The organism is Salmonella sp. NW1250, from assembly GCF_051812965.1.
Classification (GTDB): Bacteria; Pseudomonadota; Gammaproteobacteria; order Enterobacterales; family Enterobacteriaceae; genus Salmonella; species Salmonella enterica.
Map to the genome: position 1 here is coordinate 42,071 of NZ_JAMNDD010000015.1, position 22,270 is coordinate 64,340.

Genomic DNA, 22,270 nt, shown 5'->3' on the forward strand with positions numbered 1-22,270 from the left:
TTGGAATGGATACTCGGGTGGTACTATGACGCAATACGCTTCTTCCCTTCGTAGCCTCGCGGCAGGTTCGGTTCTCTTATTCCTTTTCGCTTCGCCTGTAAAGGCAGAGGAACAAACGATCGCGCCGCCGGGCGTTGATGCGCGAGCCTGGATCTTAATGGATTACGCCAGCGGTAAAGTACTGGCGGAAGGCAACGCCGATGAGAAACTTGACCCTGCCAGTTTGACAAAAATTATGACCAGCTACGTGGTGGGCCAGGCGCTGAAGGCAGGGAAAATCAAGTTGACCGATATGGTAACGGTGGGCAAAGATGCCTGGGCGACGGGGAACCCGGCGCTACGTGGGTCGTCGGTGATGTTTCTGAAGCCAGGCGATCAGGTGTCGGTTGCGGATCTTAATAAAGGCATCATCATTCAGTCAGGTAACGATGCCTGTATCGCGCTTGCCGACTACGTCGCCGGAAGCCAGGAGTCCTTTATCGGCCTGATGAACGCTTATGCGAAACGACTGGGATTAACGAATACAACCTTCCAGACGGTACACGGTCTTGATGCGCCAGGGCAGTTCAGTACCGCTCGCGATATGGCGCTGCTCGGCAAGGCCTTGATTCACGATGTGCCTGACGAATACGCCATTCATAAAGAAAAAGAATTTACTTTTAATAATATTCGTCAACCGAACCGCAACCGCCTGTTGTGGAGCACCAATCTGCATGTCGACGGCATGAAAACGGGGACAACGGCAGGGGCTGGATATAACCTTGTCGCCTCCGCCACCCAGGGCGATATGCGCCTGATCTCTGTCGTGCTGGGGGCGAAAACGGACCGTATTCGTTTTAATGAGTCAGAAAAACTGCTGACCTGGGGTTTCCGCTTCTTTGAAACGGTCACGCCGATTAAACCTGACGCGACATTCGTGACGCAACGGGTCTGGTTTGGCGATAAGCGTGAGGTCAATTTGGGGGCGGGCGATGCGGGGTCTGTGACGATTCCGCGTGGGCAGCTTAAAAACCTGAAGGCCAGCTTTACGTTGAACGAACCACAGCTCACGGCGCCGTTGAAGAAAGGGCAGGTTGTCGGCACCATCGATTTCCAGCTTAACGGAAAATCCATTGAGCAACGCCCGTTAATGGTGATGGAAAACGTCGAGGAGGGGGGATTTTTCAGCCGGATGTGGGATTTTGTGCTGATGAAACTCCATCAGTGGTTTGGCAGTTGGTTCTCGTAAAATAACCCCATTGCCGGGTGCGCGTCGCATCCGGCAACGGGCGGTTAATACATCAGAGTAATTTGTTGCGCTTTAGCGTAGGCCACAAAGGCCTCATCGGGACGGCGGTCGCTGATAATCGTATCAAAGCGTGATAATTCCCCCATCCGCGCCGGACGTACCTTGCCGAATTTACTGTGATCCACCACCAGTACATGGCACTGTGCCATTGTCATTGCCCAATGTTTTACCGGCAGCTCTTCCAGATTAAAGCAGGTAGCGCCTTTACTGGTATGAACGCCGGCGGCGGAATAAAACGCGATATCCGGACAAATATTGTTTAACGTTTCATGGAAATCAAGCGGCTTGAAAATGGCGTTGCTGGCGTGAAACTCCCCGCCGCTGAGGATGGCGCGGCAATGGGGTTTGTCCTGCAGCGCCAGGAAGGTATTAAGTGAATAGCACACCGCCGTAAAGGGAAGGTCATTATCAATGGCTTCGATGATCCACGGCGTGGTGGTGCCACAGTCAATAAATACCGTCTGATGCGCTTGTACCAGGCCTGCAGCCAACTGAGCGGCTCGGCGTTTTTCTTCCACCAGACGAGATTTTTGATCGCTTAACAGATAATGACTGGCGCTGCGGGGCTCCAGTACGATATAGCCGCCCAGCAACACGACAGGCGCGCTTTTATGGTTCAGGTCGCGACGAATGGTCATTTCAGAGACGCCCAACAGGGTCGCGGCTTCTTTAAGATGAAGTTTATCGCTGCGTTTTAAGGCCTGCAGCAATTGACCAATACGCTCGTCGCGTCGCGTTTCCATAGTTCCCCTGGAGAGTTAAATAAGCGCTCCGCACCATACAGAGCGCTTAATATTACTCTTTTTTTCGCTATTTAGTCACGTACCCAGCCTTTTCGAATGGGCAATGCGAAACAGAAACGGTAACAACGTTGCAGCGCCTGGTAGAGCGGCGCGCCGTACCATTGCCAGATCAGCTGTGCGCTCAGGCAGCCAAGCATCGCTACCAGCAGCGCGCCAATCATATCTAACGGCCAGTGTACGCCGAGATAGACGCGCGACCAGGCGATGGTCATGGCTATCGCCATCATCACGATGCCTGACCAGAGGCGGTGCCAGAACAAAAACGCCAGCGCAAAGGTAAAAATCACCGTACCGTGATCGCTGGGGAACGAGTCATCGGCGGCATGATGCAGGAAGTTATAGCCGATATGATCGACAAACGGACGGTCGTGCGGGAAAAGGTGTCCCATTGTCCAGGAGACCGCCAGACTGATAATCAGCGCGATGCCGATTTTAACGATCAGCTGACGCTGGGCGCAGACCCGATCGCGGGGCCCCCACAGCCAGAGTACCACGGCTAAGAGCGGGACGATGTTGATGACATCTTTGGCGATAAAGATAGCGAGCGAAACTGTCCACTGCGCGGAATCAGGCGTGGCGTTAATAAAATAAAACAGCGAGTTGTTAAGGTTTTCCAGCATAACATCCAGGCTCGGAGCAATGAAATCAAAAGGGATAGCCAGCTCATCCCCGTGCAAACTGAGCATAAATGCAGCGTAACAGGGAGGAAAAGCAGTATTGTCTTATTTGGCGGCAACATGAAGAGATTTAAGACAATGGCATAAAATAACATTGATGATAACGGCGCAAACTTAAATTAACCTTAAAGTATGCAAGCGCTAAGCGGCTTTCTGTAAAAATGTGCGCTATTTCCCTTGCAGCCTCATAATTCGCTATCTCAGTTCCCCGACTTTCATTACACTCTGCGCGGTTTTTATTGGCGAAGAGATGGTATGCAGAATCGTTTACAATCAGGCGGCAGGCTGGGACGTCAGGCGCTGCTTTTTCCTCTCTGTCTGGTGCTGTACGAGTTTTCTACTTATATTGGCAACGACATGATCCAGCCGGGTATGCTGGCGGTGGTTGAGCAGTATCAGGCGGGCCTGGACTGGGTTCCGACGTCCATGACCGCTTATCTGGCGGGCGGTATGTTCTTACAATGGCTGCTTGGCCCGTTGTCTGACCGGATTGGCCGTCGTCCCGTGATGCTGGCGGGCGTCGTGTGGTTTATTGTCACCTGCCTGGCGACGTTACTGGCGAAAAACATCGAACAATTTACATTCCTGCGTTTTTTGCAAGGGATTAGCCTGTGTTTTATCGGCGCTGTAGGGTATGCCGCGATTCAGGAATCCTTTGAGGAAGCGGTGTGTATAAAAATTACCGCGCTGATGGCGAACGTGGCGTTAATCGCGCCGCTACTGGGACCACTGGTTGGAGCGGCATGGGTGCATGTTCTGCCGTGGGAGGGGATGTTTATTTTATTTGCCGCACTGGCCGCTATCGCCTTTTTCGGGCTACAGCGCGCAATGCCGGAGACCGCCACGCGGCGGGGCGAAACGTTGTCATTTAAGGCGCTGGGCCGGGATTATCGGTTGGTGATAAAAAATCGGCGGTTCGTCGCAGGGGCGTTAGCGCTGGGATTTGTCAGCCTGCCGCTGTTGGCCTGGATTGCGCAGTCGCCGATTATCATCATTAGCGGCGAACAGCTCAGCAGCTATGAATATGGTCTGCTGCAGGTGCCCGTTTTTGGCGCGCTCATTGCCGGTAATCTGGTGTTGGCGCGTTTAACCTCCCGGCGTACGGTTCGCTCGCTGATCGTGATGGGCGGCTGGCCTATCGTCGCGGGGCTGATCATCGCCGCGGCGGCGACGGTGGTTTCATCCCATGCTTATTTATGGATGACGGCGGGATTAAGCGTATACGCTTTTGGCATTGGGCTGGCGAATGCCGGACTGGTGCGTCTGACGCTCTTCTCCAGCGATATGAGTAAAGGAACGGTCTCGGCGGCGATGGGAATGCTACAAATGCTGATTTTTACCGTTGGCATTGAAGTAAGTAAACACGCCTGGTTAAGCGGCGGCAATGGGCTATTTAGCCTGTTTAATCTGGCAAACGGTATTCTTTGGCTACTGCTGATGCTGGTCTTCTTAAAAGATAAGCGGACGGGGAATTTGCAAACAGTCTGAGAGAGCGGCTACGCCTGATAAGCTTTCTGTTATCAGGCATAGAGAGGCATCCGCTAGACGTTGAACGGCGGCTCGTTGTTTAATACGCTGTCGATAATATCCAGCACGCCTTCCTGGTTGTTCGATCCGGCGCGGTATTTCGCCGCCGCCGCGACCGCTTCGCTGGCGTGCGACATGGTAAAACTAAACCCGGCCTGACGCAGCATCTCAATATCGTTGCCGCCGTCGCCGAATACCACCACTTCACTATCATGAATGCCCCAGCGCTGCTGTAACAGACGCAGGCCGTTGGCTTTATGCACGCCGGGAATTATTAAATCAATACTGCCATAGCCGGTATGAACGGGGACCATGATATCGCCAATGGCGTCGTGCAGCGCCGCCTGTACTTCCGGTATCCGTTCATCGGTAATATTAAGGCCGAATTTGAAAAAGACATCGTTGATATTATTAAAATTATCCACAAACTCCAGACGATGATAATACATTGCCGCAACGGCTTTTAACGCATCGTTGTACCGTTTCAGCGTATAGGCGCTGTTTTTTCCACAGGCGATAATCTCCACATCGGCGCGTGTGAGCAGGTGTTCGACAACCGTCTGGAAGTCGGCTTTTGTCAGCTCGCCGTTAAAAATATCCTCTCCTTCGCTGACCACCCAACCGCCGTTTTCCGCGACAAAAGCGATTTCGTGCGCAATTTCCGGAAAGAACGAGATTAACTGGTAATACTGGTTGCCGCTGGCCACGACAAAGCGAATGCCTTGCCGCTTCATTTGTTGGTACTGCGCCATAAACCGGTCACGGTTATAGGTTTTTTGATCGCTCAGAAACGTGCCGTCCATGTCGACGGCGATTAATTTAATACTCATGCGTTATGCTCCATCACCGGTTGCGGAGTCGATACAGGTTTGGCGACGGCCTTCGCCACCAGCGCCGCCAGAATAACCAGCGCCAGCACAACCATCATGGCGCTGCGTAATCCATAGTGCTCTCCCAGATAGCCCAACAGCGGCGGCCCGACCAAAAACGCCAGATAGCCGGTCGTGGCGACAACGCTCACGCGCGTCGGCGCGTCGGGACCGGTATCGCTGGCGGCGGAAATGGTCAGCGGGAAGCCGAGCGAAGCGCCTAAGCCCCAAAGAATGACCGAGACGCCGGCAACCCAGTCGCTATCGACAAAAATAATCAGGCCAATGCCCAGCGCTCCCATCAACGCGCTGGCGCGAACAACCGTCACCCGGCTATAGCGGTCAATAAACCAGCCGCCGGTAAAGCGGCCAACGGTCATACCAAGCGTGAAACCGGCGTAGATCAGAGAGCCGGAGGTTGGGCTAAAACCGTGTCCGTCTACCATCAGTAGCGGCAGCCAGTCATTCGCAGAGCCTTCGGCGAATGCCATTGCCAGCACCACCACGCCAATAAGCAAAAGCTGGATGTCCCGATAAAAAGGTAATCCTTTTTCCTGAAGGTGAGCATCTTCCGATGCGTTTTTACCCGTACCGTCAGGGATCGCCCGAATGGCGATAAAAATGGGCGCGATCGCCACGGCAGCCGCGAGGATGATATGGATGTTAGCCGGGACGCTTAATGCGGTTAACGCCATGCCGACACCAGCGCCCGCCAGCGTGCCGAAACTGTAAAAACCATGCATCATCGGCAGAACGGTTTTATTCAGCTCGCGTTCGACCGCCGCGCCTTCGACATTAATCGCCACTTCGGCGGCGCCAAAACTGGCGCCGAAAACGGCTAATCCAAGGGCAAAAATCAGCGGCGAGGCGCACCACAGCGCGACGCTAAGACTAACCATCCCGGTTACTGCGCAGGTCATCGTCGTGCGAATAACCTTCCGGGTGCCAAATCGTTTCACCAGCCAGGCGGAACAAAGAATACCGCTCATTGAACCGATAGAAAGCCCGAATAAGACCGCCCCCATTTCCGCGGTAGAGACGGAAAGAATATCCCGAATAGCAGGCGTTCGGGTTGCCCAGGAGGCCATCAGCAGTCCGGGTAAAAAGAAGAACATAAACAGCGCCCAGGTACGGCGTTTTAAGGCGTTACGTGAGGAGAGGACGGTCATAGCGTCAGGCCAGAAAATAGAAGCGAGAGGTAAACATTAGCAAGCTTGTGTACATTTGTACATATCGTCGTCATACTTCGTTGTGCAGACAGTTTTTACTGTCTGTTTTTTCAGCGTAAGCGGCAGGCTACTATCGCCTGCATCCTGAATGAGATGTGGAACTCATCATGAAAGAAAATGCCATAAGACGCGCCAATGATCCTAAGCGACGGGAAAAAATAATTCAGGCCACACTGGAAGCGGTAAAGACCTATGGCGTTCATGCCGTGACGCACCGGAAAATCGCCGCTATCGCTCAGGTGCCGCTTGGCTCGATGACCTACTATTTTGCCGGTATGGATGCGTTATTGAGTGAAGCTTTTACACTTTTCACCGAGAACATGTCGCGTCAATACCAGGACTTTTTTGCGCAGGTGACGGATGCGGAGGGGGCGTGCCAGGCGATAACGGAAATGATTTACGGCTCGCAGGTTACGACGCCGGATAATATGGCGTTAATGTATCAGTTATATGCCTATGCCAGCGATAAGCCAGCGTTAAAAATAGTCATGCAAAACTGGATGCAGCGTAGCCAGAATACGCTGGCGCAGTGGTTTGACGCACAGACCGCCCGCGCGCTGGATGCGTTTATCGAGGGGATGACGCTGCATTTTGTAACGGATCGAACGCCGCTGGCGCGTGAAGCGATTTTACAGATGGTAAAGCGAATCGCCGGAGTGTCAATGTCGTGTCACTCTGCGTCAGGCAACAAAAAACCCACCAACCTTGAACCGAAATGGCGGGGTTGATGGGCTCCACAAAATGGGGACATCAAAGAAAAGCAGTGGCAATAGGTATGACTGATGCTTTAACGAAAAGTTCGACCTATTGGCAAAATTTTTTCACTTAAAGGCAAACTTCAGTTTTATCCTAACCCCGGCCAGATGATGACAATAAGCGTCCCCGCCAGCGTTAGCAGAACGTTGGCGATGGCGTAAGTCCCCGCATAACCCAGCGCTGGAATATTGCTGCGCGCCGTATCGCTAATGATTTCCATCGCCGGGGCGCAGGTACGCGCGCCCATCATGGCGCCGAACAGCAGCGCCCGGTTCATGCGCAGCACATAAGCGCCAAACAAGAAGCAGATCACCACCGGTACCAGGCTGACGACAAGCCCGGCGATCAGCATTTGTCCGCCGACCGCGCCCAGACCGTTGTTGATACCGCTGCCGGCGCTTAAACCAACGCCTGCCATAAATACCATCAAGCCGAATTCTTTCACCATGTTAAGCGCGCCCTGCGGAATATAACCAAAGGTAGGATGGTTAGCGCGCAGGAAACCGAGCATGATCCCGGCGAACAGCAATCCGGCCGCGTTGCCGATGCCGAAACTAAAATTGCTGAACTGGAAGGTAATCATCCCGATCATTAACCCGATGATAAAAAAAGCGCAGAAGGCGAGCAGGTCCGTCACCTGGCTATGGATCGAAATAAAACCAATGCGATCGGCGATGGTTTTTACGCGTCTGGCGTCGCCGCTCACCTGTAACACGTCGCCTTTATTCAGCACGACGTTATCGTCGATAGGCATTTCGATCTGGCTGCGGATGACGCGGTTAAGGAAGCAGCCATGATCGGTCAGCTTGAGCTGAGCGAGGCGGCGACCGACCGCATTGTGGTTTTTCACCACAATTTCTTCCGTTACGATGCGCATATCAAGCAGATCGCGATCAAACACTTCCTTACCATTACGGAAGCTGGGATCGAGCCTGGCGTGCGCGTCCGGATAGCCGACCAGCGCAATCTCATCGCCCATTTGCAGCACCGCATCGCCATCCGGGTTCGCCAGAATACCGTTACGACGAATACGTTCGATATAGCAACCTGTCTGGCGGTAAATACCCAGCTCGCGCAGGTTTTTGCCGTCAGTCCAGGCCACCAGTTCCGGGCCAACCCGATAGGCGCGGATAACCGGCAAATAAACCTTGCGATTAGCATCGGTATCCAGACCGCGCTCGCGAGCAATTTGCTGGGCGCTGGTTTGCAAATCCTGATGCTGTAGTTTAGGCAAGTAGCGCGCGCCCACGATCAGACTGACCAACCCAATCAGATAGGTCAGGGCATAGCCCAGGCTCAGATTATCAAGAGCGGAGGAGAGTTGGGTGCTGGCGATGCCGGAATGTCGCAGGGTATCGCCTGCGCCAACCAGCACGGGCGTGGATGTCATTGAGCCGGCCAGCATACCGGCCGTCAGGCCGATATCCCAGCCGAATAGCTTACCAAGGCCTAAGGCGATTAGCAGAGCGCTACCGACCATGACCAGGGCAAGCATCAGATAATTTTTACCGTCGCGAAAAAAAATCGAAAAAAAGTTGGGGCCAGCCTCGACGCCGACACAAAAAATAAACAGCATAAATCCCAGATTTAGCGCGTCGGTGTTAATACTAAAGTGTTGCTGCCCTAATAATAGAGAGACCACTAAAACGCCAATGGAATTACCAAGTTGGACTGAACCCAGACGTAACTTGCCAAGACACAGGCCAAGAGCCAGGACCACAAATAATAACAGGATGTAATTCCCATTTAACAAATCTGCGACGTTTATATTCACGGAGACTAACTTCTTGTTTACGAGTAAGCTGTTGAAAGAAATGGTAATTTACGCTACTGTTTTTATCATGAATTAAGGGTGCAATCGTATTGCATACAGCATCCAAATAAAAACAACACAACAATATATCCTGCTAGTTTAATCTTATTGCGTACTAACGGCTATAAGAATCGTGCAGGTGTGTTTTTGGCATGGAATGCCACATGACTTTATCTGACTGGATGCCTCATGGCGGAAAGCGTGTTCGATAGAGAGTGTCAGGAGGAACGATTGAAACATAAACACGGGTGGGCAAGCGTTGTCTGCTGCTTTGTACTCTTTATTGTGGTGTGTCTTTCATTAACTATGCATGTACAAGGCGCTTTTCGCGCGGCAGGGCATCCTGAGATTGGACTGTTATTTTTTACGTTGCCTGGTGCGGTGGCCAGTTTTTGTTCTCACCGACGCGAGGTGATCCGACCGCTGATCGGGGCGATGCTGGCGGCGCCGTTTTGCCTGGTGTTAATGCGCGTGGTATTTATGCCTACCCGATCGTTTTGGCAAGAACTGGCGTGGTTATTTAGCGCCGTATTCTGGTGTGCGTTAGGCGCGCTCTGCTATTTGTTTATTAGCAGCCTGTTTAGCCACCGGCGAAAAAAACGCCGATAGCGCCCTCCGGTAGAGGGCGTTGCCAGAGCAATCAGGCGAAAAGATTCAGATTTTCTTTTGCCCATGCTTCAAAATCCGTACAGCCGCCGATATGTTTTTGATCGACAAAAATCTGCGGTACGGTTTCTACAGGTTTACCTACGGTTTTTTCCAAATCCGCTTTAGTAATGCCTTCAGCATGGATATCAATATAGCGGTAGTTAAAATCGTCGCGTTCTTTGCTCAGTTTTTCCGCCAATTCTTTTGCACGCACGCAATAAGGGCACCCTGGGCGGCCAAAAATAACAGTAAACATATCTCTCCTCGAACATAAAGCCAGACGGCGAACAGGTGTTATCATGCCGCGATTTACGGCAGATGAAAAGCAGGTTACGCCTGTTCCTTTGATAACCCAGGGCTATATCTGTTAAGCACGCCGGACCAGAACGTTCTACACTGTGCGTCAGTTAACCGGGAGGCTTGATATGCGCACGATTGGCGTGTTACCCAAAAGCGTACTGATACTGGAATACCTCGGTATGATTTTGCTGGCGCTTGCTCTGCTATCGCTTAATCATTACCTTACGCTGCCCGCGCCGTTCAATACGCCGCTGGCTGGCGTATTGATGGTTTTCCTCGGCGTCGTGTTGATCCTCCCCGCCGCGGTGGCGATGATGTGGCGTATTGCGCAGTTACTGGCGCCGCAGTTGATGAAACGTCCACCCGACATTTCTTCCCGTTCAGATAGAGAAAAGCATAATGAGTCCGACCATTGAACTTCTTTGTGGCCATCGTTCTATTCGCCATTTCACCGATGAACCCGTGACTGACGCGCAGCGAGAGGCCATTATTGCCGCCGCGCGCAGTACGTCCAGTTCCAGTTTTTTACAGTGCAGCTCTATTATCCGTATTACCGATCTGGCGCTGCGTGAGGCGTTAGTGCCCCTGACGGGCGGGCAAAAGCATGTGGCGCAGGCCGCTGAGTTCTGGGTATTTTGCGCCGATTTTAATCGTCATTTGCAGATCTGCCCTGACGCGCAGTTGGGGCTTGCCGAACAACTGCTGCTCGGTGTCGTCGATACGGCGATGATGGGGCAAAATGCGCTGACGGCGGCGGAATCACTGGGGTTAGGCGGCGTATATATCGGCGGCATCCGTAACAATATTGGGTCTGTTACCGAACTATTAAAATTGCCGAAGCATGTATTGCCGCTCTTTGGCCTGTGTTTGGGATGGCCTGCGGATAATCCGGATCTGAAACCGCGCCTGCCTGCCGAGCTTGTGGTTCATGAGAACCAGTACCAACCGCTTGATGAAAAGCTGCTGGCGCGCTATGACGAGCAGTTGGCTGAGTATTATCTGACCCGCGGCAGTAATACGCGACGCGATACCTGGAGCGATCATATCCGTCGCACCCTGATTAAAGAAAATCGCCCATTTATCCTTGAATATTTGCATAAACAGGGCTGGGCGACGCGCTAAAACCTGCGGGCCAGTGTATGATACGCGGGCTTTTCAGGGTTTTCAGCGAGGTGCAGGGTGAAAATTGCCATATTGTCCAGGGATGGAACGCTCTATTCTTGCAAACGTCTGCGCGAAGCGGCGATGCGGCGTGGCCATCTGGTCGAGATACTCGATCCTCTTTCCTGCTATATGAATATTAATCCTGCAGCGTCGTCGATCCATTACAAGGGGCGTCGTCTGCCCCATTTTGACGCCGTTATTCCCCGTATTGGTTCGGCCATTACCTTTTATGGTACCGCTGCGCTACGTCAGTTTGAGCTACTGGGTAGCTATCCGCTGAATGAATCCGTCGCCATTACCCGCGCGCGCGATAAGCTGCGATCGCTACAACTTCTGGCGCGCCAGGGGATCGATCTCCCCATTACCGGGATCGCCCATTCGCCGGATGATACCAGCGATCTTATTAAGATGGTTGGCGGGGCGCCGCTGGTCGTGAAGCTGGTAGAAGGCACGCAAGGGATCGGCGTGGTATTGGCGGAGACGCGTCAGGCTGCTGAAAGCGTTATTGATGCGTTTCGGGGGCTGAATGCCCATATCCTGGTTCAGGAATACATTGCCGAAGCTAAAGGATGCGATATTCGTTGTCTGGTCGTCGGCAATGAGGTTGTGGCGGCGATTGAGCGGTGCGCGAAAGCCGGTGATTTTCGCTCCAATCTTCATCGTGGCGGGGTGGCCAGCATCGCGACGATCACGCCCCGAGAACGGGATATCGCCATCAAAGCCGCACAGACGCTGGGGCTGGATGTGGCGGGCGTCGATATTTTACGCGCCGCGCGCGGGCCGCTGGTGATGGAGGTGAATGCCTCGCCGGGACTGGAAGGTATCGAAAAGACTACGGGCGTGGATATCGCGGGGCGAATGATTCAGTGGATAGAACGTCACGCTACGCCTGAATTTTGCCTTAAAATCGGCGGCTAATCGCAATCGTGGATTCCGCCGTAGTACGAAGCACGCTTTTTGCGTAAGCTGTGCCGGTAATTTTTTCATCGTCATCGTAAGAGGTAGCACATTATTATGATATCACTGGTCGTTCCCACTCTGGATACGTTGCGTCAATGGCTCGACGACCTGGGCATGAATTTCTTCGAATGTGATACCTGCCAGGCGCTGCATTTGCCGCATATGCAGAATTTTGACGGCGTCTACGATGCTAAAATCGATTTGGTGGACAACACCGTTCTTTTTTCCGCGATGGCGGAGGTCAGGCCTTCCGCGTTGCTGCCGCTGGCGGCCGATCTCTCTGCTATCAACGCCAGTTCGTTGACGGTAAAAGCCTTTCTCGATATGCAGGATGATAATCTGCCAAAACTGGTTGTGTGCCAGTCTTTATCCGTTATGCAAGGCGTCACCTACGAACAGTTCGAATGGTTTGTTCGCCAAAGTGAAGAGCAGATTTCTATGGTGATCCTTGAGGCCGGGGCGCATCAGCTTCTGTTTAACGCGGAAGAAGACGCGCAAAAAACCAGCGCGGTTGACCATTTTCTTCACTGATCCCTCGCGATAATCAGGCAGTCGCTGCCAGCGCGGCTGCTGTTTACGTTTTTTTATGCTGCTGTTAACCTTTATTTAAAGAATTATTCACCTCCTTTCTGACCATTTCGCTTTATCACATAGACAAAACCTGCATAAAAAATTGATAAAAGGCGTTTTTTAATCTGGGCTATAGCCTCAAACCTTAGCTAAAGTTATTCTTGCGAAGCTTCTATAGCGAGCTTGATGGCAGGGAGGGCGACCTCTCTTCTTCATTTGTATCAAATGAAAAGGTATGCACATTTCAGGCATGTTTTAAACCACGCCTAATGGGTTCATTTGTTAACGGATTTTAGAAGGAAAGCGATGATGACCGCCTTAAAGAAAAAATGGCTATCGGGTCTGGTTGCGGGTGCTCTGATGGTCGTCTCTGTCGGCACGCTCGCTGCCGAACAAAAAACGCTGCACATTTATAACTGGTCAGATTATATCGCGCCGGACACGGTGGCGAACTTTGAAAAAGAGACCGGGATTAACGTTATCTATGATGTCTTTGACTCTAACGAAGTGCTGGAAGGCAAGTTAATGGCAGGCAGCACCGGGTTCGATCTGGTGGTGCCATCGGCCAGTTTTCTTGAGCGCCAGCTCACCGCGGGCGTTTTTCAGCCGCTGGATAAAAGCAAACTTCCCGGCTGGAAAAACCTCGATCCTGAACTGCTGAAACTGGTAGCGAAGCACGATCCTGACAACAAATACGCCATGCCCTACATGTGGGCCACGACGGGCATTGGCTATAACGTTGATAAAGTGAAAGCGGTGCTGGGAGATGATGCGCCAGTGAATAGCTGGGATTTAGTCCTCAAGCCGGAAAATCTGGAGAAGCTAAAAAGCTGCGGTGTCTCTTTCCTTGATGCGCCTGAAGAAATTTTTGCCACCGTGCTGAACTATCTGGGTAAAGATCCGAATAGCAGCAAAGCGGATGACTACACCGGCCCGGCAACCGATCTGTTGTTGAAGCTACGGCCAAACATTCGCTATTTCCACTCCTCGCAATACATTAACGATCTGGCTAATGGCGATACCTGTGTAGCCATCGGCTGGGCGGGCGATGTCTGGCAGGCCGCTAACCGGGCGAAAGAGGCGAAAAATGGCGTCAATATCTCTTTCTCGATCCCCAAAGAGGGGGCAATGGCGTTTTTTGATGTGTTTGCCATGCCGGCTGACGCCAAAAATAAAGACGAGGCCTACCAGTTCCTTAATTATCTGCTGCGCCCTGATGTGATTGCCCATATTTCCGATCACGTTTTCTACGCCAATGCGAATAAAGAGGCGACGGCGCTGGTTAGCCAGCAGGTGCGCGATAACCCGGGAATTTATCCGCCGGCGGATGTGCGGGCCAAGTTGTTTACCCTGAAAGTGCAGGAGCCGAAGATTGATCGCGTCCGCACCCGCGCATGGACGAAGGTGAAAAGCGGTAAGTAATTGATTAACGGTATGGCCTGATAAGCGTGCGCTATCGGGCATTCCACCGTTTGTATCGTTTGATTGTGTTATGCCGGAGAGCGCCTTGTGAATGATGTCCCCCACCGCCCGCAGGTGAAAACCCGTAAAGCGCTGACGCCGCTTCTGGAAATTCGCAACCTGACGAAGTCATTCGACGGGCAACATGCTGTCGATGATGTCAGTCTGACTATCTATAAAGGCGAGATTTTTGCCCTGCTGGGCGCGTCAGGTTGTGGAAAATCGACTCTGCTACGGATGCTGGCAGGTTTTGAACCGCCGAGCAGCGGGCAAATTATGCTCGACGGCGTCGATCTGGCGCATGTTCCGCCGTATCAGCGTCCGATTAATATGATGTTTCAGTCCTATGCGTTGTTTCCGCATATGACGGTAGAGCAGAACATCGCTTTTGGTCTGAAGCAGGACAAACTGCCGAAGGCGGAGATTACCAGCCGCGTCAATGAGATGCTGGGTCTGGTGCACATGCAGGAGTTTGCAAAACGTAAGCCGCATCAGCTTTCCGGCGGTCAGCGTCAGCGCGTGGCCCTGGCGCGCAGCCTGGCGAAACGTCCTAAGCTGCTCTTGTTGGATGAACCGATGGGCGCGCTGGATAAAAAATTACGCGACCGGATGCAGCTTGAAGTGGTGGATATCCTTGAGCGCGTCGGCGTGACCTGCGTCATGGTGACGCACGATCAGGAAGAAGCCATGACGATGGCGGGGCGCATTGCCATCATGAACCGTGGAAAATTTGTGCAAATTGGCGAACCGGAGGAGATTTACGAGCATCCGACGACCCGCTACAGCGCCGAGTTTATCGGATCGGTAAATGTTTTTGAGGGCTTACTGAAAGCGCGTGAAGAGGACGGTCTGGTCATTGACGCGCCCGGTTTGGTTCATCCGTTAAAAGTCGATGCAGATGCCTCTGTCGTTGATAATGTGCCGGTATATGTGGCGCTACGTCCGGAAAAAATCATGCTCTGTGAGTCGCCGCCTGCCGATGGCTATAATTTCGCCGTCGGCGAAGTGGCGCATATTGCGTATCTCGGCGATCTGTCTATTTATCATGTGCGGCTAAAAAGCGGGCAGATGATCAGCGCTCAACTGCAGAATGCGCACCGTTACCGGAAAGGGTTACCGACCTGGGGCGATGAAGTGCGTTTGTGCTGGGAAGCGGATAGCTGCGTGGTCCTGACGGTATAAGGGGGAAACATGAGCACACTTGAACCTCCGGCACGCATCAGTAAACCTGGCGGCGCGGCGCTATGGTTGGCGCGAATGCAAATGAAACATGGGCGTAAGCTGGTTATTGCTTTGCCTTATATCTGGCTCATTCTGCTGTTTTTACTGCCGTTTCTTATCGTCTTTAAGATAAGCCTGGCGGAAATGGCGCGGGCGATCCCGCCGTATACCGATCTGCTGGAATGGGCTGACGGTCAGTTGTCGATTACGCTCAATCTCGGTAATTTTTTGCAACTGACCGACGATCCGCTTTATTTCGAAGCCTATCTGCAATCGTTACAAATTGCCGGTATTTCCACAATCTGCTGCCTGCTGCTGGGCTACCCGCTGGCGTGGGCGGTGGCGCACAGCAAGCCCTCCACGCGCAATATCCTGCTGCTGTTGGTGATCCTGCCCTCGTGGACGTCTTTTTTAATACGCGTCTATGCCTGGATGGGCATTTTGAAAAACAACGGCGTGCTGAACAATGTGTTGCTGTGGCTCGGGGTTATCGATCAGCCGCTGACGATCCTGCACACTAACCTGGCCGTCTATATCGGCATTGTTTATGCGTATCTGCCGTTTATGGTTCTGCCCATTTATACCGCATTAACGCGTATTGATTATTCGCTGGTGGAAGCGTCGCTGGATCTCGGCGCCCGACCGCTGAAAACATTTTTTAGCATCATTGTCCCGCTCACCAAAGGCGGAATCATCGCCGGCTCGATGCTGGTTTTTATCCCGGCGGTGGGCGAGTTTGTGATCCCGGAACTGCTTGGCGGGCCGGACAGTATCATGATTGGTCGCGTCCTGTGGCAGGAGTTTTTCAATAACCGCGACTGGCCGGTGGCTTCTGCGGTCGCCATTATTATGTTGCTGCTGCTGATAGTACCGATCATGTGGTTCCATAAACATCAGCAAAAAAGTGTGGGGGAGCACGGATGAATAACTTACCGGTCGTTCGCTCGCCCTGGCGCATTCTGATTCTGGTGCTGGGGTTTACTTTTCTCTATGCGCCGATGTTAATGTTGGTGATTTACTCGTTTAACAGTTCGAAGCTGGTGACGGTGTGGGCGGGATGGTCGACGCGCTGGTATGGCGAGCTCTTTCGGGATACCGCCATGATGAGCGCAGTGGGACTAAGCCTGACAATTGCCGCCTGCGCGGCGACGATGGCGGTGGTGCTCGGTACTATCGCCGCGGTGGTGATGGTGCGATTTGGACGATTTCGCGGCGCAAACGGCTTTGCGTTTATGATCACCGCGCCGCTGGTGATGCCGGATGTGATTACCGGGCTGTCGCTGCTGCTGCTGTTTGTCGCGCTCGGTCATGCTATCGGCTGGCCCTCCGATCGCGGGATGCTGACCATCTGGTTGGCGCACGTCACGTTCTGTACCGCCTACGTGGCAGTGGTGATCGCTTCGCGATTACGCGAACTGGATCGTTCGATTGAAGAGGCGGCGATGGATCTTGGCGCGGCGCCGTTAAAGGTCTTTTTTGTCATTACGTTACCGATGATCATGCCCGCGGTGATCTCGGGCTGGCTGTTGGCCTTTACGCTTTCCCTTGACGATCTGGTGATTGCCAGCTTCGTTTCCGGTCCCGGCGCCACCACGCTACCGATGCTGGTTTTCTCCAGCGTGCGCATGGGCGTGAACCCGGAAATCAACGCGCTGGCGACGTTAATCCTCGGCGTGGTAGGAATCGTCGGATTTATTGCCTGGTACCTGATGGCGCGAGCGGAAAAACAGCGGATTCGCGATATCCAGCGTGCAAGACGCGGCTGAAGCCACTAAAATCTTCCACTATGGCAATGCGTTGCCGCGCGGGTCGCGGCATCATTTTCAGGGAAGACATTCATTGGGATTTATAAAGCAATCAACCTCATCACATGCCCGTTTAAATGTGCCTACGCTGGTGCAGGTTGCGGCTATGGCGATTATTTTGATTCGCGGTCTCGATGTGCTGATGATTATGAATACCCTCGGCATACGCGGGATGGGCGAGTTTATTCATCGCAGCGTGCAGACGTGGAGCTTAACCCTGGTCTTTCTGGCCAGCTTAGTGCTGGTCTTTGTTGAAATTTATTGTGCGTTTTCGCTGGTGAAAGGCCGTAGCTGGGCGCGCTGGGTGTACCTGGCGACACAAATTATTGTGAGTGGGTATCTGTGGGCGGCGTCGTTAGGCTACGGGTATCCGGAGTTGTTTAGCATCGCGGGAGAATCGAAGCGTGATATCCTGCATTCCCTGGTCATGCAAAAACTCCCCGATCTTTTAATTCTGTTTCTGCTGTTTATTCCCGCTCCCAGCCGTCGGTTCTTCCGGCTGCAATAATGTGTATAATCGTCGCCCCGGATAATATGAAGGTTTTTTGGTATGCAGTGCGCACTCTATGACGCGGGTCGCTGCCGTTCCTGTCAATGGATTACGCAGTCGGTTAACGAACAACTTTCCGCAAAAACAGCCGATTTACATCGTTTGCTCGCCGGGCTGCCTGTTGAACAGTGGTGCGCGCCGATTGGCGGCCCGGAACAGCATTTCCGCAACAAAGCGAAAATGGTCGTGAGCGGTAGTGTAGAAAAACCGCTCTTCGGAATGCTGCATCGCGACGGTACGCCGGTCGATCTTTGCGGCTGCCCGCTGTATCCCGCCTCCTTTGCCCCCGTATTCAGCGCGCTAAAACCTTTTATTGCCCGTGCCGGACTCACGCCTTATAACGTGGCGCGAAAACGCGGCGAACTGAAATACCTGTTGCTGACGGAAAGCCAGTTCGATGGCGGTATGATGCTACGCTTCGTGTTGCGTTCAGAAACCAAACTTACGCAACTGCGCGCGGCGTTACCGTGGCTGCGCGCGCAACTGCCGCAGCTCAGAGTGATCACCGCAAATATCCAGCCGGTACATATGGCGATTATGGAAGGGGAGACGGAAATCTACCTGACGGATCAGCAGGCGCTGGCGGAACGTTTTAACGATGTGCCGCTGTGGATTCGCCCGCAAAGTTTCTTTCAGACCAACCCTACGGTCGCCAGCCGATTATATGCGACGGCGCGCGACTGGGTAGGGCAACTGCCGGTACGCCATATGTGGGATCTTTTTTGCGGAGTGGGCGGATTCGGCCTGCACTGCGCGACGCCGCAGATGCAATTAACCGGTATTGAGATCGCGCCGGAGGCGATTGCCTGCGCGAAGCAATCCGCTGCCGAGCTGGGATTGAGCCGCCTTCATTTCCAGGCGTTGGATTCCACCCAATTCGCCACCGCACAAGGCGAAACGCCCGATCTGGTGTTGGTGAATCCTCCCCGCCGCGGCATTGGCAAGCCGTTGTGCGATTACCTTGCACAAATGGCGCCGCGTTTTATCATTTATTCGAGCTGTAACGCGCAGACGATGGCGCAGGATATTCGTCATCTGCCGAACTACCGTATTCAACGTGTTCAGCTTTTCGATATGTTCCCGCATACCGCGCATTATGAGGTTTTAGCGTTACTGCGCAGGTCAATATAATATATTCACAATATTTATTGTTATCCCTTAACTATTCCATAAAAATAATAAATACAATCAATTGATTATTTAATTCAATTGATTGTATTTATATATCATCCTATTTTTGCAAATCAAATCACAAATAATCACTTTAAATCTTTTAATGACTACTTTTGATTATTACAGTGCGTGTAAGGCAAAATCAGACAAGGTGGTTTATCGGGTAACTTTCAATAGCATCAGCGAAGCAATACGTAACGTCAGTAAAGGGGTCAATCATGACAACGAATAGGCACGCTTATGGAGGGCGTTCAGACGATGTTTGCCAAATTTATAGATGTTATTCAAACGTTTTTAACTGAACCGGCAATATTAATTGGGATATTAGTCGGTGTTGGCTATGCGCTGGATAAAAAGACGCCTATAAAAATTATCACCGGTATGATCAGCGCGATGGTCGGTTTGATGATGGTGTTATTTGGCGGCTTTCAATTTTCAGCCACTTTTAAACCGGTTGCAGAGGCAGTCAGCAAGGCTTATGGCGTGCATGGATACTTAATGGATTCATACGCCATGAAAGCCGCGACGCAAATAGCGCTGGGCGATAATTTCGGCTATGTAGGATACGTTTTTGTACTGGCGTTTTTTACTAACCTGTTATTAGTTTTATTTGGCCGTTATACCGGCGCAAAAGGTATATTTCTTACCGGTAATACCGGGGTCTCTCATTCACAGGCAGTACTGTGGTTAATCGTCTTCTGGCTGGGGTTCGGTTGGGTACAATCCATTGTAATTGCCGGGGTATTGACCGGGGTCTTTTGGGCGTTTTCAACTACGCTTATTGTTAAACCCATCGCCAAAGTGACCAATAACGCCGGTTTTACCATTGCGCATAACCAGATGCTGGGACTGTGGTTTTTCTCGAAATTCGCGCATAAATTCGGCGATCCGGAAAAGCATGACGCCGAAAACCTGAAACTTCCCGGTTGGTTAGCCATTTTTAACCACAACGTGACGGCAATCGCCATTGTGATGACTCTCTTCGTTGGCGGTTTTCTATTGGCGACAGGGATCGATAACGTACAGTTAATGGCGAAAGGCAAACCCTGGTATATCTATATCATCAATCTGGGCCTGCAATTCTCTATGTATATGGTCATCTTGCTGCAGGGCGTGCGGATGATGGTTGGTGAAATTAACGGTTCGTTTAAAGGATGGCAGGATCGCTTTATTCCTAACGCTATACCGGCTGTGGATGTTGCTGCTTTATTACCTTTTTCGCCGAACGCGGCCACGCTGGGATTCGTCTTTTGTACCTTCGGCACGATTTTTTCCATGGGCATTCTGCTGCTCATCCATAGCCCTATTATGGTATTGCCTGGTTTTGTTCCGCTCTTCTTTTCCGGCGGTCCCATCGGCGTATTAGCCAACCGAATGGGGGGATATCGTTCCGTTATTATTTGTACTTTCCTTCTAGGGATTATTCAGACTTTCGGTACGGTATGGGCCATTCCTTTAACCGGGCTGGCAAAAGAAGGCGTGGGCTGGACGGGAATATTTGACTGGGCGACTCTGTGGCCTGCAATTTGTGAATTACTGAAATTTATTGCTTCAACGTTCCATCTTGGTCCTTATTCCATTTAATTGATTCGGTTTATATAAAGGATTTTATTATGAAAGATTCTGTAAATATTTTATTCGTATGCGGTTATGGTGTAGGCAGTAGCGTAATGTTACAGACTGTTGTTAAAAAAGCGTTAGCAAAATATGACTTCTCTTTTGATATGGAGCATACGGCAGCGGGAGAGGTCGGTGGATTTACCGACTGGGCAGATATTTATGCGATTTCGAAAAAATTGCTTGATGTTGTTAGCCTCGATCCTAAACACGGACAATATCTCATTCCCATTGAAAATATCATGGATGGCGAATCAATAGGTAAACAGATTTACGATGTGGTAGAGAAAAATTTTCCGCACCTGCTCAATAAATGAGGGTGAGTCATGAAAGCGATTATTCTGCTGTTTGACAGTCTGAATAAAAACTATTTGCCGCCCTATGGTGATTTGCTAACGAAAGCGCCTAACTTTCAACGCCTGGCGGCACATGCCGCCACCTTTGACAATAGTTATGTCGGCAGTATGCCCTGTATGCCAGCCCGTCGGGAACTGCACACCGGGCGCTATAATTTCCTGCATCGTGAGTGGGGGCCGCTGGAACCCTTTGATGATTCCATGCCGGAATTATTGAAAAAAGCGGGGATCTACACCCATCTTATCAGCGATCATCTGCATTACTGGGAAGACGGCGGCGGTAACTACCATAACCGCTATAGCTCCTGGGACGTAGTACGCGGTCAGGAGGGCGATCACTGGAAGGCAAGTGTTGGCGAGCCGCCCATTCCGGAAGTACTGCGCGTTCCACAAAAACAAACCGGAGGCGGCGTTTCCGGGCTATGGCGTCATGACTGGGCGAACCGCGAATACATCCAGCAGGAAGCCGATTTTCCCCAGACGAAAGTTTTTGACGCCGGGTGCGATTTTATCCATAAAAATCATGCCGAAGATAACTGGTTATTGCAGGTTGAGACGTTTGATCCGCATGAGCCGTTTTATACCACCGAGGAATATTTATCGCTCTATGACGATGAGTGGCAAGGCCCGCATTATGACTGGCCGCGCGGCAAAGTCAGTGAAAGTGAGGAGGCGATAGCGCATATTCGCTGTCGTTATCGGGCCCTGGTTTCCATGTGCGACCGCAATCTGGGACGTATCCTTGATCTGATGGATGAACACGATCTCTGGCGCGATACGATGCTGATTGTCGGTACCGATCACGGCTTCTTGCTGGGGGAGCACGGTTGGTGGGCTAAAAATCAAATGCCCTATTATAACGAGGTGGCGAATAACCCGCTGTTTATCTGGGACCCGCGCAGCGCGGTATGCGGAGCGCGACGGCAGTCGCTGGTGCAGATGATTGACTGGGCGCCAACGCTACTGGATTATTTTCAGCAACCTATTCCCGCAGATATGCAGGGCCAACCGCTGGCGAAAGTCATTGCCAGTGATGAACCCGTCAGGGAAGGCGCGCTGTTTGGCGTGTTTAGCGGACATGTTAATGTTACCGACGGACGCTATGTTTATATGCGGGCCGCGCAGCCGGGGCGTGAGCATGACATTGCGAACTACACGTTAATGCCGATCAAGATGAATGCGCGTTATGACGTGGATGAACTGGGAAAATTATCTCTGGCACCTCCGTTTAAATTCACTAAAGGGCTTCAGGTATTAAGTATTCCGGCCAGGGAAAAATATAAAGGTGTGAATAGCTTTGGTCATCTCTTGTTTGATCTCAGAGACGATCCGCAGCAGCAACATCCCCTTCATGATGAGGCCATCGAAGCAAGGATGATTAACTTACTTATCCGTTTGATGAAAGAAAATGATGCTCCGGCGGAGCAATATCGCCGTCTGGGTCTGGATGTTGTCTAAAAACATAATAATGTTGTAAGCCGGG

Annotated in this window: 23 protein-coding genes; 17 read left to right on the forward strand and 6 right to left on the reverse strand. The window is 51.9% G+C overall.

Annotated features, from left to right (window positions below; translation table 11 throughout):
- Positions 1-25 precede the first annotated feature (25 nt).
- Complete coding sequence (gene dacC, locus NBA72_RS20930) at positions 26-1,228, forward strand: serine-type D-Ala-D-Ala carboxypeptidase (RefSeq protein ID WP_000195712.1); 1,203 nt, start codon at positions 26-28, stop codon at positions 1,226-1,228.
- A gap of 44 nt (positions 1,229-1,272) precedes the next feature.
- Here the strand turns inward: dacC and deoR are convergent, their stop codons facing one another.
- Together deoR and ybjG are read right to left on the reverse strand one after the other, a co-directional pair.
- Complete coding sequence (deoR, locus tag NBA72_RS20935; protein WP_000450103.1) at positions 1,273-2,031, reverse strand: DNA-binding transcriptional repressor DeoR; 759 nt, start codon at positions 2,029-2,031, stop codon at positions 1,273-1,275.
- A gap of 71 nt (positions 2,032-2,102) precedes the next feature.
- Positions 2,103-2,711 (reverse strand): undecaprenyl-diphosphate phosphatase, encoded by a 609-nt coding sequence (gene ybjG, locus NBA72_RS20940; RefSeq protein ID WP_024157310.1) that lies wholly within the window; start codon positions 2,709-2,711, stop codon positions 2,103-2,105.
- A gap of 312 nt (positions 2,712-3,023) precedes the next feature.
- On the opposite strand from ybjG, the gene NBA72_RS20945 reads away from it, so the two are divergent.
- Positions 3,024-4,256, forward strand: coding sequence for an MFS transporter (locus NBA72_RS20945; protein ID WP_001181284.1), 1,233 nt, complete (start codon positions 3,024-3,026; stop codon positions 4,254-4,256).
- A gap of 53 nt (positions 4,257-4,309) precedes the next feature.
- Here NBA72_RS20945 and NBA72_RS20950 read toward each other — a convergent pair whose 3' ends face one another.
- Positions 4,310-5,125, reverse strand: a complete 816-nt coding sequence (locus NBA72_RS20950) for a Cof-type HAD-IIB family hydrolase (RefSeq protein ID WP_024157311.1) — start codon at positions 5,123-5,125, stop codon at positions 4,310-4,312.
- Positions 5,122-6,333, reverse strand: a complete 1,212-nt coding sequence (locus tag NBA72_RS20955; protein ID WP_024157312.1) for an MFS transporter — start codon at positions 6,331-6,333, stop codon at positions 5,122-5,124. The genes NBA72_RS20950 and NBA72_RS20955 overlap by 4 nt, the downstream gene beginning before the upstream one ends.
- A 167-nt stretch (positions 6,334-6,500) precedes the next feature.
- On the opposite strand from NBA72_RS20955, the gene NBA72_RS20960 reads away from it, so the two are divergent.
- Positions 6,501-7,121, forward strand: coding sequence for a TetR/AcrR family transcriptional regulator (locus tag NBA72_RS20960; RefSeq protein ID WP_024157313.1), 621 nt, complete (start codon positions 6,501-6,503; stop codon positions 7,119-7,121).
- Positions 7,122-7,237: 116 nt separating this feature from the next.
- On the opposite strand, the gene NBA72_RS20965 is transcribed toward NBA72_RS20960, so the two are convergent.
- Complete coding sequence (locus NBA72_RS20965; RefSeq protein WP_001024852.1) at positions 7,238-8,923, reverse strand: aspartate:alanine antiporter; 1,686 nt, start codon at positions 8,921-8,923, stop codon at positions 7,238-7,240.
- 270 nt (positions 8,924-9,193) lie between these two features.
- Between NBA72_RS20965 and NBA72_RS20970 the strand changes: the two genes are divergently transcribed.
- Positions 9,194-9,571, forward strand: coding sequence for an inner membrane protein YbjM (locus NBA72_RS20970; RefSeq protein ID WP_000680850.1), 378 nt, complete (start codon positions 9,194-9,196; stop codon positions 9,569-9,571).
- A 31-nt stretch (positions 9,572-9,602) separates the two neighbouring features.
- Here NBA72_RS20970 and NBA72_RS20975 read toward each other — a convergent pair whose 3' ends face one another.
- Positions 9,603-9,866 carry a GrxA family glutaredoxin gene (locus NBA72_RS20975; protein ID WP_000495513.1) on the reverse strand — a complete coding sequence of 88 codons (264 nt, stop codon included), beginning with the start codon at positions 9,864-9,866 and terminating at the stop codon, positions 9,603-9,605.
- Between the two features lie 169 nt (positions 9,867-10,035).
- On the opposite strand from NBA72_RS20975, the gene NBA72_RS20980 reads away from it, so the two are divergent.
- The 13 genes from NBA72_RS20980 to NBA72_RS21040 all read left to right on the forward strand — a co-directional run bounded on the left by NBA72_RS20980 (position 10,036) and on the right by NBA72_RS21040 (position 22,245).
- Complete coding sequence (locus NBA72_RS20980; RefSeq protein WP_001259137.1) at positions 10,036-10,326, forward strand: YbjC family protein; 291 nt, start codon at positions 10,036-10,038, stop codon at positions 10,324-10,326.
- On the forward strand, positions 10,310-11,032 hold the full coding sequence (gene nfsA / locus NBA72_RS20985; RefSeq protein ID WP_024157314.1) for a nitroreductase NfsA: 723 nt from the start codon (positions 10,310-10,312) through the stop codon (positions 11,030-11,032). The genes NBA72_RS20980 and nfsA overlap by 17 nt, the downstream gene beginning before the upstream one ends.
- 57 nt (positions 11,033-11,089) lie before the next feature.
- Entirely contained in the window at positions 11,090-11,992 is a 903-nt protein-coding gene (gene rimK, locus NBA72_RS20990) for a 30S ribosomal protein S6--L-glutamate ligase (RefSeq protein ID WP_000684361.1), read from the forward strand.
- A gap of 96 nt (positions 11,993-12,088) precedes the next feature.
- Complete coding sequence (locus NBA72_RS20995; RefSeq protein WP_000624814.1) at positions 12,089-12,565, forward strand: YbjN domain-containing protein; 477 nt, start codon at positions 12,089-12,091, stop codon at positions 12,563-12,565.
- Between the two features lie 348 nt (positions 12,566-12,913).
- Positions 12,914-14,026: a spermidine/putrescine ABC transporter substrate-binding protein PotF gene (gene potF / locus NBA72_RS21000; protein ID WP_000125769.1), complete on the forward strand. Its 1,113-nt coding sequence runs from the start codon at positions 12,914-12,916 to the stop codon at positions 14,024-14,026.
- An 87-nt stretch (positions 14,027-14,113) separates the two neighbouring features.
- Positions 14,114-15,247: a putrescine ABC transporter ATP-binding subunit PotG gene (gene potG, locus NBA72_RS21005; protein WP_001000698.1), complete on the forward strand. Its 1,134-nt coding sequence runs from the start codon at positions 14,114-14,116 to the stop codon at positions 15,245-15,247.
- Positions 15,248-15,256: 9 nt separating this feature from the next.
- Entirely contained in the window at positions 15,257-16,210 is a 954-nt protein-coding gene (potH, locus tag NBA72_RS21010; RefSeq protein WP_000105453.1) for a putrescine ABC transporter permease PotH, read from the forward strand.
- Positions 16,207-17,052: a putrescine ABC transporter permease PotI gene (potI, locus tag NBA72_RS21015; RefSeq protein ID WP_001061629.1), complete on the forward strand. Its 846-nt coding sequence runs from the start codon at positions 16,207-16,209 to the stop codon at positions 17,050-17,052. Before potH ends, potI begins: the two co-directional genes overlap by 4 nt.
- A 73-nt stretch (positions 17,053-17,125) precedes the next feature.
- Positions 17,126-17,599 (forward strand): YbjO family protein, encoded by a 474-nt coding sequence (locus NBA72_RS21020; protein WP_000505788.1) that lies wholly within the window; start codon positions 17,126-17,128, stop codon positions 17,597-17,599.
- A gap of 42 nt (positions 17,600-17,641) precedes the next feature.
- Entirely contained in the window at positions 17,642-18,772 is a 1,131-nt protein-coding gene (gene rlmC / locus NBA72_RS21025) for a 23S rRNA (uracil(747)-C(5))-methyltransferase RlmC (protein WP_024157315.1), read from the forward strand.
- 282 nt (positions 18,773-19,054) lie between these two features.
- On the forward strand, positions 19,055-20,398 hold the full coding sequence (locus NBA72_RS21030; protein WP_000399323.1) for a PTS sugar transporter subunit IIC: 1,344 nt from the start codon (positions 19,055-19,057) through the stop codon (positions 20,396-20,398).
- A 29-nt stretch (positions 20,399-20,427) separates the two neighbouring features.
- Positions 20,428-20,748: a PTS sugar transporter subunit IIB gene (locus tag NBA72_RS21035; protein WP_000655399.1), complete on the forward strand. Its 321-nt coding sequence runs from the start codon at positions 20,428-20,430 to the stop codon at positions 20,746-20,748.
- Positions 20,749-20,757: 9 nt separating this feature from the next.
- Complete coding sequence (locus NBA72_RS21040; protein ID WP_042949794.1) at positions 20,758-22,245, forward strand: sulfatase; 1,488 nt, start codon at positions 20,758-20,760, stop codon at positions 22,243-22,245.
- Positions 22,246-22,270: the final 25 nt, after the last annotated feature.